12 protein-coding genes are annotated in these 17,430 nt (G+C 71.6%); 7 read left to right on the top strand and 5 right to left on the bottom strand.

The genetic code is table 11. The annotated features are described in order from the left end of the window. Window positions 1-151: 151 nt before the first annotated feature. Both ACIBM5_RS28795 and ACIBM5_RS28790 read right to left on the bottom strand, forming a co-directional pair. The gene (locus ACIBM5_RS28795; protein WP_396009426.1) at window positions 152-5,689 is read right to left on the bottom strand and encodes a carboxyl transferase domain-containing protein; all 5,538 of its coding nucleotides are present in this window, start codon (window positions 5,687-5,689) and stop codon (window positions 152-154) included. A 388-nt stretch (window positions 5,690-6,077) separates the two neighbouring features. Then, window positions 6,078-6,986 carry an SDR family NAD(P)-dependent oxidoreductase gene (locus tag ACIBM5_RS28790; protein WP_396009425.1) on the bottom strand — a complete coding sequence of 303 codons (909 nt, stop codon included), beginning with the start codon at window positions 6,984-6,986 and terminating at the stop codon, window positions 6,078-6,080. A 698-nt stretch (window positions 6,987-7,684) separates the two neighbouring features. Here ACIBM5_RS28790 and ACIBM5_RS28785 point away from each other — a divergent pair. Genes ACIBM5_RS28785 through ACIBM5_RS28775 form a run of 3 tightly spaced genes read left to right on the top strand, consistent with a single transcriptional unit; the run spans window position 7,685 to window position 10,669 of the window. Next, complete coding sequence (locus ACIBM5_RS28785; protein ID WP_396009545.1) at window positions 7,685-7,990, top strand: acyl carrier protein; 306 nt, start codon at window positions 7,685-7,687, stop codon at window positions 7,988-7,990. Further along, complete coding sequence (locus ACIBM5_RS28780; RefSeq protein WP_396009424.1) at window positions 7,983-9,236, top strand: beta-ketoacyl-[acyl-carrier-protein] synthase family protein; 1,254 nt, start codon at window positions 7,983-7,985, stop codon at window positions 9,234-9,236. The genes ACIBM5_RS28785 and ACIBM5_RS28780 overlap by 8 nt, the downstream gene beginning before the upstream one ends. Further along, window positions 9,233-10,669, top strand: coding sequence for a hypothetical protein (locus ACIBM5_RS28775; protein WP_396009423.1), 1,437 nt, complete (start codon window positions 9,233-9,235; stop codon window positions 10,667-10,669). Before ACIBM5_RS28780 ends, ACIBM5_RS28775 begins: the two co-directional genes overlap by 4 nt. Window positions 10,670-11,377: 708 nt before the next feature. Here ACIBM5_RS28775 and ACIBM5_RS28770 read toward each other — a convergent pair. After that, the gene (locus tag ACIBM5_RS28770; protein ID WP_391584621.1) at window positions 11,378-11,746 is read right to left on the bottom strand and encodes a chaplin; all 369 of its coding nucleotides are present in this window, start codon (window positions 11,744-11,746) and stop codon (window positions 11,378-11,380) included. Between the two features lie 183 nt (window positions 11,747-11,929). After that, the gene (locus tag ACIBM5_RS28765; RefSeq protein WP_396009422.1) at window positions 11,930-13,429 is read right to left on the bottom strand and encodes an MFS transporter; all 1,500 of its coding nucleotides are present in this window, start codon (window positions 13,427-13,429) and stop codon (window positions 11,930-11,932) included. Window positions 13,430-13,762: 333 nt separating this feature from the next. On the opposite strand from ACIBM5_RS28765, the gene ACIBM5_RS28760 reads away from it, so the two are divergent. Together ACIBM5_RS28760 and ACIBM5_RS28755 are read left to right on the top strand one after the other, a co-directional pair. Then, entirely contained in the window at window positions 13,763-14,134 is a 372-nt protein-coding gene (locus tag ACIBM5_RS28760) for a YciI family protein (RefSeq protein WP_391584619.1), read from the top strand. Next, window positions 14,131-15,342 carry an RNA polymerase sigma factor gene (locus tag ACIBM5_RS28755; RefSeq protein ID WP_396009421.1) on the top strand — a complete coding sequence of 404 codons (1,212 nt, stop codon included), beginning with the start codon at window positions 14,131-14,133 and terminating at the stop codon, window positions 15,340-15,342. Before ACIBM5_RS28760 ends, ACIBM5_RS28755 begins: the two co-directional genes overlap by 4 nt. Window positions 15,343-15,367: 25 nt before the next feature. Here the strand turns inward: ACIBM5_RS28755 and ACIBM5_RS28750 are convergent, their stop codons facing one another. After that, complete coding sequence (locus ACIBM5_RS28750) at window positions 15,368-15,730, bottom strand: hypothetical protein (protein ID WP_396009420.1); 363 nt, start codon at window positions 15,728-15,730, stop codon at window positions 15,368-15,370. 262 nt (window positions 15,731-15,992) lie between these two features. On the opposite strand from ACIBM5_RS28750, the gene ACIBM5_RS28745 reads away from it, so the two are divergent. Both ACIBM5_RS28745 and ACIBM5_RS28740 read left to right on the top strand, forming a co-directional pair. Further along, the gene (locus ACIBM5_RS28745) at window positions 15,993-16,667 is read left to right on the top strand and encodes a TetR/AcrR family transcriptional regulator (protein WP_396009419.1); all 675 of its coding nucleotides are present in this window, start codon (window positions 15,993-15,995) and stop codon (window positions 16,665-16,667) included. Window positions 16,668-16,746: 79 nt separating this feature from the next. Beyond that, a complete protein-coding gene (locus ACIBM5_RS28740; protein WP_396009418.1) occupies window positions 16,747-17,328 on the top strand; it encodes a TIGR03086 family metal-binding protein in 582 nt (193 codons plus the stop codon). Window positions 17,329-17,430 lie beyond the last annotated feature (102 nt).

Raw genomic sequence — 17,430 nt, 5'->3', positions numbered from 1 at the left:
ACCCCGCAAAACCCGCCACGATTATCGGGTTTCGGCGCATCGTCGCTGCTCACCGACCATGTCGGCGATTGTCGAAACCACCCCTACGGACGCAGGCCGCATTGCTGCATTCGGGCGACCGGCGGGACGACGGAGTCGGCGGTACGCCCTTTCACAAGAGCGAGCGCTCCGGTACCGGTGCCCGATGTGCGAGCGGATCGGCCCCGGTTGCCTCGGGATCGCCCCCGAGAGTCGGGCCCAGGCGGGACTCGATGGCCTCGATGATCCGTGGGCGCAGTTCCTCGGCGCGGATGACGACGTCGACGGAACCGACCTCGACCGCGCGCCGAATGTCGTGCACCCGGTCGAACTCCGCGGCCACCTCGCCCAGTTTCTCCGCGCGCACCGACGTGCGGAGCTCGTCGAGCTCCGCCTTGCACGCGGCGCGCTCCGCACCGAAGGTGGTCGCGACGCGTGCCTCCTGGTCGCGCACACGCGGGTCGGCGGCGGTCCGGGCGTGCACGTCGCCGGCGAACACCACCGCGGCGGCCGGGGCACCGCCCAGCACCGAGGCGAAGGAGCCCTCCAGCGCGAGCACGGTCATGTTCGGGTTGAGCGCCTTGGAGAAGACCACGAACGCCCCGCCGTGGTATCGCGAGATCACGCAGAACACGATGGGGCCGCGGAAGTTCACGATCGCCCGGCCGATCTCCGCGCCGTACTCCAGTTGCAGCTTGCGCATCGACTCCGGTGAACCGTCGAACCCGGACAGGTTCGCCAGCACCACCAACGGCCGGTTGCCGGATGCCGCGTTGATCGCCCGCGCCACCTTCTTCGACGACTGCGGGAAGAGCGTGCCCGCCGTGTACGTGTCCGGGCCGTCCGTGGGCGGGAAGCCGAGCCGCGGCACCGACCGCGACTCGATCCCGATCAGACACACCGGAATGCCTCCGAGCCGCACGTCCTGCACCGCCGCGGTGTCCGCGTCGGCCATGCCCGCCCAGCGCTCCGACACGGGGTGGTCCTGATCGGACAACGCGCGCATCACGGTGCGGATGTCGAACGGCTTCTTGCGGTCCGGGTTGTGCTCCGCGGAGAAGATCTCGCCGACGGTGGTGAAGTCGCTGCCTGCCAAGGTGTGCGGAAAGTCGCAGACGTCGCGGTCGATCGGGTCGCTCGTCCGTGCCCGCCGCGGCATCTGCTCGCCGAGGGCGACGTAGGTGTGGTCGTAGTGCTCCATCAGCACGTCCCGTGCCGCGCACAGGTTCGGGGCCCAGTACTGCGCCTGGCCGTTGGGGCCCATCACCCGGTCGTACCCGCCGATGCCGAAGTTGTCCTCGGCGGAGACGCCGCCGGAGAAGTCCAACGACTGCTTGCCGGTCAGCACCATCGCCGAGTCCGGCGTCATCACCAGGATGCCCTTGGTGTGCATCAGCATCGTCGCCTCGGCGTTCCAGTACGGCTGTGCGCCGACGGTGATGCCCGCGACCACGATGTTGATCTCGCCGCCGTCCTGGGTGAACGTGACGATGCGCTTGAGCGCGGCGGCGACCCAGTCCATGTTCTCGGTACCCGAGGTCATCGAGATCCGCGCACCCGCGGACAGCGCGAACCACTCCACGGGCACCCCCATGCGCTCGGCGAGGTCGAGCGCGGCGATCACCCGGCGGCACTCCGGCTCGGACAGCGCACCCAGCGACTTCGTCGGGTCGCCGAGCAGCACCACGCGGGTCACACCCTGGGGGTGCAGCGCGGTCGCGGTGGTGACCACGCCCACGACGATCGCCGCGGTGTTGTTCCCCCTCGGCCGCTCGACCGGCCCCAGAACGTGCGCCTCGTCCAGGTCGTATTCGACGAAGTCGCCCAGCAGGCGCGTGAGTTCGTACGGATACACGGTGTTGCGAGCGGCTGCGCGGAGCACCTTGCGCCGGTAGTCGTCGAGCGGCTCGACCGGTTCGAGCGAGCGCTCGCCGATGGTGAGTTCGGTGCCGCCGGAGACGTCGAAGGAGACGCGCGCGGCGATCTTGCCCAGTTCGCCGGTCTCCCGGTCGCGGCGGCGTGCGATGAAGACGATCTCCTCCAACCCGGCGCCTTCGGCCGTCGGCAACACGCGCCCGATGATGGTCTCCAACTCGGCGCGGGTGATGTCGCTCGGCGGCCAGACGTAGATCACGATCCGGTTGGTGTCGGCGTACTTGCCGGTCGGTCGGCGCGACTGGGCACGGCGGATCGAATCCAGGCAGGTCGCGACGACGTTCTCGGCCGTGGGCAGCGCGATCAGCCTGCCGTCGTGCTCGCGCAGTTCGGTCAGGTCACGGACCTGGGCGAAGGCGACCAGGCGGTCGTCCGAGGGGTTCTCCCGCGCCACGCACCGGAAGAGGTAGACCTCCTCGTCCGAGGACGGCAGGCGGGTCAGGTCGAACTTGCTCAGCCGCTCCAGTTGCATCCGCCGGGCGATGTACGGGTGCAGACCGCGGATCAGCCGCTCCTCGGCCATCCCGGTGCCGGTCGCCCGGAAGGTGAAGTGGTGGTGCATCACCGCACCACCGCGGCCGGCGACGGTGGCGGTGAGCCTGCGCACCCGGTTCGACAGCGGGTGCGCGGCCACGACCTCGTACAGCGCGGCCGCCATCGCATCGGAGTCCGCCGGCTGCTTCTCCCACGCGAGGTAGATGTCGGCTTCGACGGCGTCCCCACCTCCCGCCAATTCCGCGAGCCCGCGCAGTACCCCGCCGAGTTCGTCGAACCTGACCGCCGAGGAGACCAGCCGCGAGCCCGCCCGCTCGGCGACCACGAACGTGCACCCCGCGACCCGGCTCGAACGCACGTCGGTGAGGCCCTTGTTGCCGTAGTACCGCCGGGTCAGCACCTCCAGCATGATCGTGTTGTCCAGGTCGTCGCGGCCGAGCCGACGGCCGAGCAGGCGCACCAGCGGCTCGGTGCTGCGCACCATCGCGGCGATCCGCTCGGCGCGGTCCGGCGCGTCCGGGTGCGCGTCCAGGTGGCGCAGGTGCCTTCGCACGTCGGTGTAGACGCGGGCGCGGTTGCGCCGCAGCAGCGGCTGGGCCAACCAGGCGAACACCAGGCCGCGCGCGAGGTCGGCGACCACGGGGAAACGCACCTGGGTCGCGGCCACCAGCCGCTCCAGGGCCAGGCCGACCGACTCGCGCAGCGTCGCGTCCGGCGGCGCCTCCCGCAACCACACCCGCAGCAGCGTCGTGACGACCGTGGCGTCGGCGGACGCGCGCTGCTGGGCGAGGAAGATCCTGAACACCGCGGCTTCGAGTTCGGCCGAGGGCCCCGACTCGGTGACGCCGTAGTGGGCGAGTGCCTTGGCGAGCTTGGCCCGGAACGCCTCGGGCAACCCGGCCCGTTCGACGTCGAGGCTCTGCAGGTAGCTGTGGAAGTGTTCACGGGCGCTGTGCACGTGCCCGTCGCCGCCGCCGTCCTCGCCCGCCGGGCGGTTGCGGCTCAGTTCGGCGAGGTCGGCGAACGTGTCGACGAGTTCGAATTCCTCGGCCGGCGGTTCGTGACCGTCCTCGACGGCCGCCCGGCGTGCGGCGAGGTAGTCGTCGAGTACCCGGCGTTCGTCGTGCGGATCGACGTCGAAGCCCAGCAGCAGAGCGCGCAGGTCCTCCAGGCCGCGCGCGGCGCGCTCCCGGGTCGGGATCGTCTCGGGAGCGGCGGGCAGGTCCAGCTCGACGGAAGAGGTGTCCTCGGCTTCGGCATCGTCGTCGACGAGCGGCTCGAGCCGCATCAGCGCCGCACCGGTGTCCACCTGACTGCCCACGGACACGGTGCATTCCTTCAACCGCGCCCGAAACGGCGCCCGCAGCACCGTCTCCATCTTCATGCTCTCCAACACCAGCACCGGAGCGCCCGCCTCGACCTCGGCGCCCACCTCCAGTGGCGTGGCGACGACCAGTGCCGGGGCGGGCGAGCGTACGACGCCCCCCTCGTCGCGGCCGACCCGGTGCGTCACGCCGTCCACCTCGACCAGGTGGATCGGCCCGTGCGTGGCGGTGAGCAGGTGGTACGCGGTGCCGTTGACCAGGATCTGTCCGACGTGCCGGTCGAAGCGGTCGAGTTCGACGTCGGCGGTACGCGCGAGGTCGCCCGCCTGGATGCCGACCCGGAAGCGATGCGGGCCCACGCGTGCCACGCGCACGCGGTAGCCGACGCCGCGCAGTTTCAGGTCCAGCGGTCGACCGCTCTCGTGTTGCACCTGCGGGCGGCCGCCGGAGGCGGTGGACAACAGCCGCTGCCGTTCGGCGTGTTCCTCTTCCTCGTACGCGTCGATCGCCGCCGCCGCCAGCGCCACGGCGGAGTGCCGATGCGCGACGAGTCTGCCCTCGCCGCGAACGCGGTCGATCCAGCCGGTGTCCGCGCTGCCGTCGATCACCTCGGGCTGGTCGAGCAGGTCGAGCACGAAGCTCTTGTTCGTCGCACCGCCCTCGATGACCACCCTGGTCTGCAACATCGCCCGCCGCAGCCGGCCGAACGCCTCCTCGCGGTCCCGGCCGTGCGCGATGATCTTCGCGATCATCGAGTCGAAGTCGGCCGGGATGGTGTCGCCTTCGCCGACTCCGGTGTCCACCCGGATGCCCGGCCCGGCGGGCAGGTCCAGGCGCACGATCCGGCCCGGGGCGGGCGCGAAGTCGCGGTCGGGATCCTCCGCGTTCAGCCGGGCCTCGACGGCGTGCCCGCGCTCCACCGGCGGTTCGCCTTCGAGCCGACCGCCCGATGCCACCCGCAACTGGGCCTTGACCAGGTCGAACCCGGTGGTGCACTCGGTGATCGGGTGTTCGACCTGGAGGCGGGTGTTGACCTCCAGGAACGCGAACTGCCGGTCGCCGGGGTGGTAGAGGAACTCGACCGTCGCCGCGCCGCGATAGCCGACCGCGAGGGCCAACCGCTCGGCCGACGCCTTGAGTTCCGCGGCCTGTTCGGGGTCGAGCACCGGCGACGCCGACTCCTCGATGATCTTCTGGTTGCGCCGCTGGATCGAGCAGTCCCGCACGCCCAGCGCCCAGGCCGTGCCCTCGCCGTCGGCGATCACCTGTACCTCGACGTGCCGGGCTCCGGTGACCAGACGCTCCAGGAACACGATGCCGCTACCGAACGCCCGTGCGGCCTCCAGGCTGGTGCGCTCGTAGGCATCCGTCAGTTCGGCCTCGCCGGTGACCACGCGGATGCCGCGCCCGCCACCACCCGCGGTCGCCTTCAGCATCAACGGGTAGCCGATCTCGGCCGCCGCCGCCAGCGCGGCCGGCAGGGTCTCGACCGCACCGCGGCTCCACGGCGCGACCGGCACACCGACCTCTTCGGCGATGAGCTTCGCGTAGATCTTGTCCCCCAGGCGGCGCATCGCCTCCGGACTCGGTCCGACGAAGGTGACGCCGACCCGGTCGCACAGTTCCGCGAACGCCGGATCCTCCGCGACGAAACCCCAGCCGACCCACGCGGCGTCCGCCCCGGTCGCCAGCAACGCCCGCTCCAGGACGGCGTGGTCGAGGTAGGGGCGGGCAGCGGCGGGACCGAGGTCGTAGGACAGGTCGGCCTCGCGCACGAACGTGGCCGCGTGGTCGACATCGGTGTGCAGGGCGACCGTCTCGATCCGGGTCCCCGTTTCCGCGGCCAGCTCCCGCACGGCGTGGATGAGCCGCATCGCGGCCTCACCACGGTTGACGATGGCGACACGACTGAACACTCGACCGACCCTCCTGTTTACCAACGATGTGCGGTCCACAACAGGGCGGTTCCGGCGGTGACGACCTTCCGTCCACCGACCGTGGCCGTGTCGCAGACGGGGCAGGCTACAGGGATCGGGACGCACGAAATGACCACGAGCCGTTGCCCGTCCGCGCCTGACCAGGGCTTATCCGGGAGAGCCGGGGTCCTGGTCCCGATGATCGCCTGATTGGCCGTCGCCCGTTCGGCGCAGCGCCGGGTCCGGCGTTCATCCGAATCGGTCGACTGTGGGCACTGTCCGCCGCGTTGGCCCGCGCCGAACAGCGAGGACCCCGCCGCGCGATGTCGGTCGCGCGGCGGGGTCGGGTGCTGCCACTTCCACGGCGGGCCGGGAGCCGGGACACGGCTCAGGGTCGGGACCGGCCGTCCCGCTGGGCTCCGACGGGCAGTACGTCGTCGGCACCCCCGCTTCGGCTCGGCTCCGCCGTGTCGAGGTCGGTGTCCCTGTCCCGGTCGAGGTCCATGGCGGGACCCTGCACCCCGGCCGCGCCGCCGCCGAAGTCCTTGGCCGGACCGGGTACGGACAGGAGCCGGTAGGGGACATGGCGCAGCAGCCCCGCCAGCACCTTGTAGCGCATGCTCGGCACGCACACGACCGGTGGACGGCGCCGATGAATGGCCCGCACCGCCTGTTTCGCGACGTACGACGACGCGAGCGTGAGCAGCGGTGGCGGTGCGCCGATGTCCGCTCGCACGTGGAACTGCGACGCGAGGTACCCGGGCACGAGTGCGGTCAGCGCGACGGGCGAGGTGCGGATGCGCCGGGAGTAGGCGAACGACTGGGTCATGGCCAACTCGTAGGCCTTGGTCGCGCCGTACGCCGTGCCCAGCCAGGCGGGCCCGACGGCGGCCACCGAGGACACGACCAGGATGCGGCCGGAGCCGCGCCGGAGCATCTCGGGCAGCGCGGCGTGGATGAGGCGGGACGGTGCGACGACGTTGAGGGCGAGCATGCGCCGTTCGTCCGCCCACGCGGTGCGGTCGAAGGACGTGCCCAGCGCCGCACCGGCGTTGTTGATCAGGATGTCCGCGTCGCACGCCGCCGCGGCGACGCCTTCGAGGTCGGCCTCGACGGTCAGGTCGGCGGGCAACACACGTGCCTTGATGTCGTGTTCGGCCACCAGGTCGGCCGCGAGCCGGTCCAGGGGTTCGGCGCTGCGGGCGACCAGGATCAGATCGTGGCCGCGGGCGGCGAGGGCGCGGGCGAGGTCGGCGCCGAGACCACAACTGGCGCCGGTGACCAGGGCCGTGGACATTACTGCCTCCTTCTCGAAGCGGGCGGATGCGAACTGCCCGGCTCCCCGGGGACGTCGACGGCTCGAACCGGCGGATCCACGGTCGGGGGCGCGGGCTTGGGTGGACGGGTCGCGGGTTCGGATCGGCGCGATCACCGGCGCCGGGCGCGGAACGCGACACGTGGGGCGACGCCTTCGCGAGGACGTGCGCGCCGAGGGACGGTCGACGTGCACACTCGGCGGGCCCGTGGCCCGACCTGCGGCGGTGACCGGATCGAGGCGTGCGTCCCGCCGTCGGGAGGACGGTTCCCGGGACGGGTCGTTCGGCGTCGTCGTCCCGCCGTCGGAAGGGACGGTTCCCGGGACGGGTCGCCCGGTGTCCGCGTACGGACGGTCGACCGATCGGACCCCGTACGGGCTGGTTAACCGCCGGGACTCGGTAAAGGTCACGCCCCCGCCGCCGTCGGGTGATCGCGGTGCCCGCGGTTGCGTACTTGCGGGTGAACATCGGGGCACGCTCACGGTGCCGTTCCCGGTCCATCGCCCCAGGTGAAGGGCGGGTTCGGGGCCGTGAGGGCGGCGGGGCGGGAGTTTTGCGCCCGACCCCGCCACCGATACACAAGATGCTCGATCGCATACCCGATCGGGGTTGTTGTACGGCGACGCGCCGCCGGGTGTGCGCGGTCCGACCGAGCAGGAAGGCATTCCCCGTGTACGCGATGCTGTGTGAGTTGCTGGTCCAGGAGTTCGGCATCGACGCCGCGGATCTCGTTCCCGAGGCGACGTTCGACTCGCTGGAGTTGGACTCGCTGTCGCTGGCGGAACTGGCGGTCATCGTCGCGGACCAGACGGACAAGGACTTCACCGGGCTCGGCAACCTGGACAAGGACACCACGCTCATCGAGGCCGCGGCGGCCTTCGAGGCCGCCCCACGGAGCGAACCACGGGACCCGGCCGTCCCCAACCCGGCGGCCGCCTCCGCCGCCGTCTCCGCTTCGGGCCATGCCGCGTCCTCGGATGGCTGAGATGCCCTCCTCCGAGGTTGCGGTCACCGGTCTGGGCCTGGTCACCGCCGGCGGAATCGGCGTCGAAGCCACCTGGCGGACCCTGTGCGCGGGCGTCTCCACGGCGCGCCGCGACCCGATACTCGCCGGCCTGCCCGTGGACGTCTGCTGCGCCGTCCCCGGCTTCGACGGGGACGCCCACCTGGGCCGACGGTTGTCCCGTCGGATGGACCGTCCCGCGCAGATGACCGTCGTCGCCGCCCGAGAGGCCCTGGCCGACGCCGCCCTGGACCCCCGAACCTGGGACCCCACTCGTGTCGGCGTGATCATCGGCTCGGGCGGTCCGAGCATGGAATCCCTGACGGAAGCCATGGCGAAACTGGCGGCGGATCGCGCCACTTCCATCTCCCCGGCCGCTCTCCCCCGCTCGCTGCCGAACACCCCCGGCACCGAGGTCGCCCTCGATCTGGGCGCCCAGGGGACCAACTTCGCCCCCGCCGCCGGTTGCGCGTCCGGAGCCACCGCGCTGGGCATCGCCCGTGACCTGGTGCGCGCCGGCACCCTGGACATCGCGTTCGCCGGCGGCACCGACACGATGTGCAACCGGATCACCGCGGCGGCCTTCGCCCAGTTGGGCGCCCTGTCCACGCGTTCCGGCGACCCGGATCAGGCCTGTCGACCGTTCGACGCCGACCGGGACGGATTCGTGCTGGGCGAGGGCATCGGCATCCTGGTCCTGGAACGGTTGGAGCACGCACGAGCCCGCCGGGCCCGGGTCCGGGCCCTGCTGTCCGGGTACGGCTCCGCGAACGACGCCTACCACGTGACCGCACCGCACCCCGACGGCCGCGGCGCCCGACTCGCCACCCTCGCGGCCCTGGCCGACGCCGGCTGGAGTCCGGGCGATGTCGACCACATCAACGCGCACGGCACCGGCACGGTCCTCAACGACGCCGCCGAGGCCCGCTTCCTCGCGGCCACGTTCGACCGCTGCCCACCGGTCACCGCGGTCAAGAGCATCCTGGGCCACGCCGGCGGCGCGGGCGGCGCGATCGAGGCGGCCGTGACCGTCCTGACCCTCGAACACGGGAGCATTCCACCCACCGCCAATCACCACCGCACCGACCCGGACATGGATCTGGACGTGGTTGCCAAGGCCCCGCGCCGCCCCACCCGCCTGAACACCGCGATCTCCACCTCGGTCGCGTTCGGTGGCCAGAACGCCGTCCTCGCCTTCCGCGCAGCAACCTCAGGAGCCCCCGCATGACCGTGACCCAAGCGGAGACAATGTCGGCGCGATCCGCCGCCCCGGCCTTCGGCCGGCGGCTGGAGGAGTTGGACTGGTGGCGTTCGTGCAGTGTCCGGGTCGTCGACCCGGCCCCGGAACTCTCCGGCGTGGTGCGCACGTTCCTGGACGATCTGACGGCGGCATTCGTACGCGGCGGGCACCGGGTGGTCCCGCGGGGGGAGAACGAGACCCGGCTCGATGTGGTCCTGGTGGGCGTGTCCGTGCCCGACGGCCCCGGCTCGCTGGCCGAGCGCATCGTGGAGGAGCCGACCCCGCTGATGCTCAAACTCCGCAAGGAGCAGGGCCGGCAGGGCGTGGTCGGCCGACTGGTCGCGGTCGCGGAAGTGCCCGAGCGGTTGAGCAAAATGTCGCACCCCGAGGTGGTGCGCGCGGCGCGGATCCTGATGGCCAGGGTGGGCGTGTTCACGGTCGTGTTCATCTCCCCCGGCGCGCTGCCCGGGGAGGTCGCCGAGGCGACGCTGTGCACGATGGAGGGCGGACACCCCACCGAGACCGAGGACGTCGCCCAGGGCATCTGCGACCGGCTGGTCGCCGCGGCCTGTGCGCACGAAGTGGCCGGTCGCCACGACGTGGTGCGCGACGCCATCGGCGCCGATGCGTGGGCCGCGGCCCGCACGCCGCGGAGCCTGGCGGTGGCCGGGACGCGGATGGGGGACCTGGGGCTGCTGCCGGCGCCGCATGCGATGCGCGACTTCGTATCGCCCCGGCTCAGCCGCACCTACGCGATGTACCTCAACCTCCAGGGCTTCAGCGAGGGCATGCTGTTCGCCTTCGACCCCGACCTCGACGCGCTCGTGGTCACCGCCTCCGGACGCTGGGGGGTCGACAAGCGCGACCTCTCCGACGGCGACCTCGTGGCCGTCGACCATCGGCTGAACCAGGGCCGGTTGCGCGTCCTGGCCCCCGAGGGCATGCAGCCCATGGCGCCGTCGGTGGAGGCGTGGGAGGTCTGCGCACTCTTCGAGGCGGCACCGACCGTACGGGTCGGCCGGAACGCGGCGGGGCATTGGGAGTGGGACCCGAACGGCACCCGCGAGGTGCCGGCCATCCGGGCGGGCCTGCACGCGCACGTCGGCGTCTCCTACGCCGACTCGACCCTGATCGAAAGCATCCCGCCGGACCGGGACCGCTATCCGTACGGGTTCGGCTGTGGCACGGACCTGATGATCGACGTCGCCCGCTCCACGCTGGCCGCCTCGCGCGCGCTGCACGACCCCGCGGACACCCGCCGCTACGTGCGCTGGCCGATGCTCTACCACGGCGAGATGGCCCTGGAACTGTGGGGACCCGGCCGGCCCGAAGAGCCGCTGCGCGGCCTCCTGGACCTCTTCGACCCGCAGGTGCTGGGAGCCGTGCGCTTCCACCCGGACCACATCGACCAGCCGTGCTGAGCAGCACACCCCGCCCGGTCCCGCGCTCGGGCCCCGGCCCGGACGTCCGGGCGCACGCGACCGCGCCCCTTCCGGAGCCGTTCGGGACCTGACCGGGCGAACGTCGGCCCCGACCGTTTCGACGGTCGGGGCCGACCGCGTCGAACACCCCACGCCGGCGTCCCGGGCCGACAGCCCCGGCGCGAACGGAACCGACCGCTACGCCATGGTCCACGAGTCACGCAACCGCACCGGCCCGCGCGTCGACCCGAACCCCGGTGACACGCGCGCGTCCGTGAACGGCAAGAGCGTGAAGTTCGTGCGTCGGGCGGGCTCGACGCCGACACGGCGCCCGACCCCCGACCCGGACACGCCGAACGTTTCGGCGCCGCCGCCCAGGCGAGGCGCTGCGACGGCCGCTCCGGAACACCGACCGCCGCCGACGTCTGCTCGTGCCGAGATGCGCTCTCGCTTCTCGACCGGTCCGGTCCTCGGGCATGCCGATGACGCGGCGGCCCGCCGGGACCCGGTCTTCCGGGTGTCGCGGCGGTTCGTCGCGTGCGGGGCGGCACCGGTGGTGCCCGGGGGCGCAGCCGACCCCCTCACTCCGGTGTCGTCGCAAGGCGGCGGCACCGGAGTGGACTTCGGGTTCCCGAGGGTTGTTTCCCTGTCCGTTCGATGCGGTTCGGCGCAGCGGGAGGCGGCCGAACCGCTGTCCCGAACGGGGTGTCAGACCCCCACACGCTCGAGGAGCGAGCGGTGGCCGTCGTCGTGCTGGTAGCCGCCACCGTGGGGGTGCCCCTGAGGACGGTGGCCCTCGTGCTCGTAGTCCTCGTCGTCGATCTCGTTGTTCTCGATCTCGGCGATGACGCATTCGTTCCCGAACGCCGGGTTGAGCGCGGCACCCGTGTCGGCGGTGTTGCCGCAGCCCATGGCCGGGGTGTGGAACGGAGACTGGCCGATGTTGCCGGAAAATACGCCCGAGGACTTCACCGCGGCAGCGTCGGCCTCGGAGCTCGCGCTCGCGGCGCCCGCGCCCGCCATGACGAGGGCGGCGGTACCGGCGGCCAGGACACTGGCCTTCTTGAACGAGTTCACGACAATCTCCCGTATAGCGCAGCATCCGCGCCGCCCGATTGCGACGCGCACTCCTCTCAACGAGACGGTTCGGCTCCGGCAACCCCACCCCCACACCGGTTCACCCGAATGGCTCCACACCCGCACACCCTCCGACGAGTGGTTCCACCGCGGTCCGCCGCGTCCTGCCGACGTCGACGAGCGCTATGCGCGAGTGGCCTCGTACTCGGGGAGCACCTCCGGAGCGGCCGTTGCCCCGGTCGCCGGGCGCATGGTCAGGATCAGTACGGCCGACCCGGCGAAGACGATCGCGGCGACGATGCCGGTGACGTGCAGACCGGTGGTGAACGCCTCGCGCGCGGTGTGCAGCAGCTCCGCGCCCCGATCGGCGGGAAGGTGCCGACTCGCCTCGACCGCACCGGCCAGCGAGTCGGACGTGCCGTCCATCCGGTTGCGGTAGACCACCGCGGCAAGCACCCCGAGCAGCGCGAAGCCGAGCGAGCCGCCGAAGTAGTTGCCGGTCTCCGACATCGAGGCCGCCGAGCCGGCCCGCTCCGGCGGCACGGACCCGACGACCAGCCCGGTGCCGAGCGCGAACAGCGGCCCGGTGCCCAGCGCCAGGACCGTGATGCCGGTCATCACCATCGGCAACGCGGCCGCACCGTCGGCACCGACCAGCAGCAGGCTGCCCAGCGCCGATCCCGCCAGCCCGCCGGCCATCGCGGTCGTCGGCTTCATCCGGCGGGCCAGCGCGGGCGCGGCCATGGTGCCGGCCGCCACCCCCAGACCCATCGGCGCGAACAACATCGCCGACGCGGCCGGCGAGTAGCCCAGCACGCTCTGCAGGTACTGGGTGACCAGCAGGCCCGTGCCGGCCATCGCGATGCCGGCGAAGACCAGTGCGACGAGTACCGCCGTGAACGGACGGTTGCGGAGCAGCCGCAGGTCCAGCAACGGCGTCTCCAGTCGCAACTGCCTGCGTACGAACAGCACTCCGACGGCCGCCCCGACGACCAGGGTCACCGCGGGCACGACCGGCGTGTCCTCGACGGTCAGCTGCTTGATGCCGTGGACCATCGACAACACCGCGACGAGTGACAAACCGACGCTGACCGGGTCCAGCCGACCGGCCCGGTCGCTGCGGAACTCCGGCAACAGGATCGGTCCGGCGATCAGCAGTACCGCCATCGCCGGCACCGCGACCAGGAACACCGACCCCCACCAGAAGTGCTGGAGCAGGACCCCGGCGAGTACGGGGCCGAGTGCGCCGCCGGTGAACTGGCAGGTCGCCCAGATCGCGATGGCCTGCCCGCGCTCCCGTTCGTCGCGGAACATGTTGGTGATCAGGGCGAGCGTGGACGGCGCCAGGGTCGCGCCGGCGACGCCCAGCAGTGCCCGCGCGACGATCAGCATCAGCGGGTCGACCGCGAACGCGGCCACGATCGACAACACCCCGAACGCCGCCGCGCCGATCATCAACAGCCGTCGACGGCCGATCCGGTCGCCGAGCGTACCCATCGTGATGACCAGGCCGGCCACCATGAGTCCGTAGCTGTCACTGATCCACAACTGCTGCACGTTGGTGGCGCCCAGGTCGGCGCTCAGCCGTGGGAGCGCGAGCAGCAGCGCCGTCATGTCCATCGCGACCAGCAGTGTCGGCAACATCAGGACGGCCAGTCCCAGCCACGCCCGGTTGGCTCGCATATCCGATCTCTCTGTTCTCTCGACTCTCTCGACGTTTCGCCGGTTGGTCGGAGCGGCCGAGAGCTTCTTGACATCGGCGCGGATCGGCGCGGGAAGTTTCTCTCCTTCGCCGCGGGACGATGCGGGGTCACCGAAGCGGCCGGCGCCGACGCACGGCTGCGTGCCGCGCGCGGGTGGGAGCAGCGTGCCGCGCACGGTTCACAACGGTCGTGGTGCGGTGACGAAAAAGCGCATGCGGATTCTCGGGCCGGGGATGTCAAGACGACGACGGCGGCTCCGACCAAGCTCTCGAAGGGCCCCGACCGGGGCCCGGCGTACCACGAGGAGTGCGAGATGCAGTTCCTGATCAGCATGCATGTCAACCCGGCGGTGCTGGACGCCCTGACCGACGAGGAGAAGGCGGCGATCGGCGCCGGCCACGGCCGGTTCATCGCGGCGCTGAAGGAGTCCGGCGAGTTGCTCACCACGCAGGCGCTGGTCGACCCGTCCCAGGCCGTCGTGGTGTCCGTGCGCAACGGTCAGCCGGTGGTGACCGACGGACCCTTCCTGGAGTCCAAGGAGTACCTGGGCGGCTTCTACCTGATCGACTGCGAGAACAAGGAGCGGGCGATCGAACTGGCGACGCGGATCCCGGACGCCGCCATCGAGGGACTCGGAATCGAGGTGCGGCAGGTGATGTTCGCCGACGGACAATTGGAGGCATGACAGCACCTGCCGTGGAGGACCTGCTGCGTGATCTCACGCCGCAGGTCCTCGGCACCCTGATCCGTCGATACCACCGGTTCGAAGGGTGCGAGGACGCCGTCCAGGAGGCCGTCCTCGCCGCCGCCGTGCAGTGGCCGGCCGAGGGAGTGCCGGACAACCCGCGCGGCTGGCTGGTGACCGTGGCGTCCCGGCGGCTCATCGACCAGGTGCGCAGCGACCGCGCACGCCGCGAGCGGGAGTCGGCGACGGCCGGCGAGGTGGTGCCGGAGGACGTACCGGACACCGACGACACGCTGGTCCTGCTGTTCCTGTGCTGCCATCCGTCGCTGACCCCGGCCTCCCGGACCGCCCTGACGCTGCGGGCGGTCGGCGGTCTGACCACGGCCGAGATCGCCCGCGCGTTCCTGGTGCCGGAGGGCACGATGGCGGCCCGGATCAGTCGGGCCAAGCAGCGCATCAAGGCCGCCGGCAGTTCGTTCGGCATGCCGGACGGCGCGGACCGCGAGGAGCGGTTGCGGGTCGTCCTGCACGTGCTCTACCTGATCTTCAACGAGGGCTACACCGCGTCCTCCGGTCCCGAGCTGCATCGCGCCGACCTGGCGCGCGAGGCGATCCGGCTGGTACGGATGGTGCACGCGCAGTTGCCCGAGGACGCCGAGGTGACCGGGCTGCTCGCGCTCATGTTGTTGACCCACGCCCGCCGGGACGCCCGGACGACGGCTGCCGGGGATCTGGTGCCGCTGGACGAGCAGGACCGGACGAAGTGGGATCGCGAGCTGATCGACGAGGGCCTGGCGCTGGTCAAGGCATCGCTGGCCGGCCCGGATCTGGGGCCGTACCGGTTGCAGGCCGCCATCGCCGCGACCCACGCCGACGCGGCCGAGGCCGAGGAGACCAACTGGTCCCAGGTGCACGCCCTCTACCTGATCCTGGAACGGATCGCGCCGAACCCGATGGTCACCCTCAACCGGGCCATCGCGCTCGCCGAAACCGAGGGCCCGGCGGCCGGTCTGGCCCTGCTCGCCACCCTGGACGGTGACGAGCGGATGGCCGGACACCACCGACTGCTGTCCGTACGAGCGCACCTGCTGGAGCGGGCCGGCGACCGGGCCGGGGCCCGCGACCACTACCGCCGCGCCGCGAGGGCCACCGCGAGCATCGCCGAACAGCGCTACCTGGAGTCCCGAGCCGGCCGTCTGCGAACCTGAGGTCTGTCCGGATCCGGGGGGTGGGTCACTCGGCGGACAGGGGACGCCGGCGTGCGCGGTGGATGGTGAAGACGAGTGCGGCGGACGCGGCGACGATCAGGGCGACGAACCCGGGGTGGATGTCCTTGGACAGGCTTTGCGCGCCGTCGGGCCGGACCAGCCACACGGTGAGCGGGATCGCGAAGGCGACGGCCACGAGCACGGACGCCAGGCGGACCGCCCGGTCACGGACCCGAGTGAGGACGCCGACAAGGGCGATCACGACGGGCACGACCGCGATCAGGGCGAACTGGGCGAGAACCATGACGGGCACTGCCCACGCGCTGATGGTCACGGCCCGGGGCATGCGTCGACCGGTGCCTGCGGGGGAGGTTGCTACGACGGCCATGACGTTCTCCTGGTGTGTGCGTGAAGGGGGTGCGTGAGTGGGGTGCTTGAGTGCGCGGGTCGTGGGCGGCTCGGACGTGTGGACTCGGCGGGGTCGCGCCACCCGGGACGACTGAGTGGCATTGCCGTTCGTTATAAGTTGTAACTCTCGCAAGCGTCCCTCGTCAAGAACGTGCGTGATACCTTCTAACCAGACCTTGAGCATGTAGCCGACTAGGCTCTCGAGGTTCACCGAGATCCATCGAGGTGGAAAGAGGCAGACCATGGCGGAGACCGACGCGGCGACCCCACGCGAGCGCTACCGCACCCAGGTGCGCGCCGAGATCAAGGAGCACGCCCGGGAGCAGATCGCCACCGCCGGAGCCTCCGCACTCTCGCTCAACGCGATCGCCAAACGTATGGGGCTGAGCGGGCCCGCCCTCTACCGGTACTACGCCGGCCGGGACGACCTGATCACCGAACTCGTCGAGGACGCCTACCGCAGCCTCGCCGACACCATCCACGCGGTCTCCACACCCGCCCCCGACCCGAGGGCACTGGCGTACGCCATGCGCGAATGGGCTCTGGCCGACCCCCAGCGATACCTCCTCATCTACGGCACGCCCGTCCCCGGCTACCACGCCCCCGACCACGTCACGCTCATCGCGAACGAGATCATGGCGACCCTGCTCGAGGCCTGTTCCGCGACGCCCCCCACCGGCCCCGCGACACCGCTCGACGAGCACCTCGAAAATCACCGGCACTGGGCCGGCGACAACCCCGCCCCGGCCACGGTCCTCCATCGGGCCCTGTCCTTCTGGACCCGCCTGCACGGCGTCCTGTCGCTCGAACTCGCCGGACACTTCAACGGAATGGGCTTCGACCCCGCCGTTCTGTTCGCAGCCGAGTTGGCGGACCTCCTCGCCGACGGCGAGGCTCCCCCCACCGACCGGCACTGACCGCCGGAGTCCGAGGCGGGGCGGTGCGCGTGTCGCGTTTGTTCAAGCCGGGGGCGGCGGGCAAACCTAGGCTTTCGGCATGACCGAAACGATCAGTGAGCTTCTCCGGTGTGCCTCCCGTGAGGCGGTTGCGGTGGTCGGCGGGATCACCGACGACCACATGTGCCTGCCGACGCCCTGTGCCGAGTACCGGGTGCGCGACCTGCTCGATCACCTCTTCCAGGTGGTCGTGAACTTCCAGGCCCTTGCCGCCAGGGAGCCGGTGGACTTCTCCTCGACGCCCGATCGGCTGCACGGGGACTGGCGGGCGGACTTCGAGACCGAGACGGATCGGCTCGTGGCGGCGTGGTCGGCGCCCGGTGCCGACGAGGGGATCGCCGGCAACATGGGGCTGCCCGCGGGCATCGTGGCGCGCATGGCCCTGCTCGACCTGACCGTCCACGCGTGGGATCTCGCCCGGGCCACCGGTCGGGACTACCCGGCGCCTCCGCAGGTGATCCCCGCGTTGAACGAACTCGTCGACACGATGGCCGCAACCGCACGCAAGATGAACGTCTTTGCCGCACCCGTCCCGGCCGCGGAGGACGCGTCGCCCTTCGATACCCTGCTGGCCCGTACCGGCCGGGACCCCGGATGGAACCCGGCCGCCGCGACGCATTGACCACGAACGGCCTTGCCCCGCTGCACAGGCTGCCGACACCGACACCGGCAGCGGCCACGCCCGAGCCTCCATGGTCCTCCCACCTCCCCCGATCGACGAGAC

This window comes from Embleya sp. NPDC050493 (assembly GCF_044458105.1).
Taxonomy (GTDB): Bacteria; Actinomycetota; Actinomycetes; order Streptomycetales; family Streptomycetaceae; genus Embleya.
Note: the sequence above shows the minus strand (reverse complement) of the source record. Positions and strands in the feature narration are given on the sequence as shown.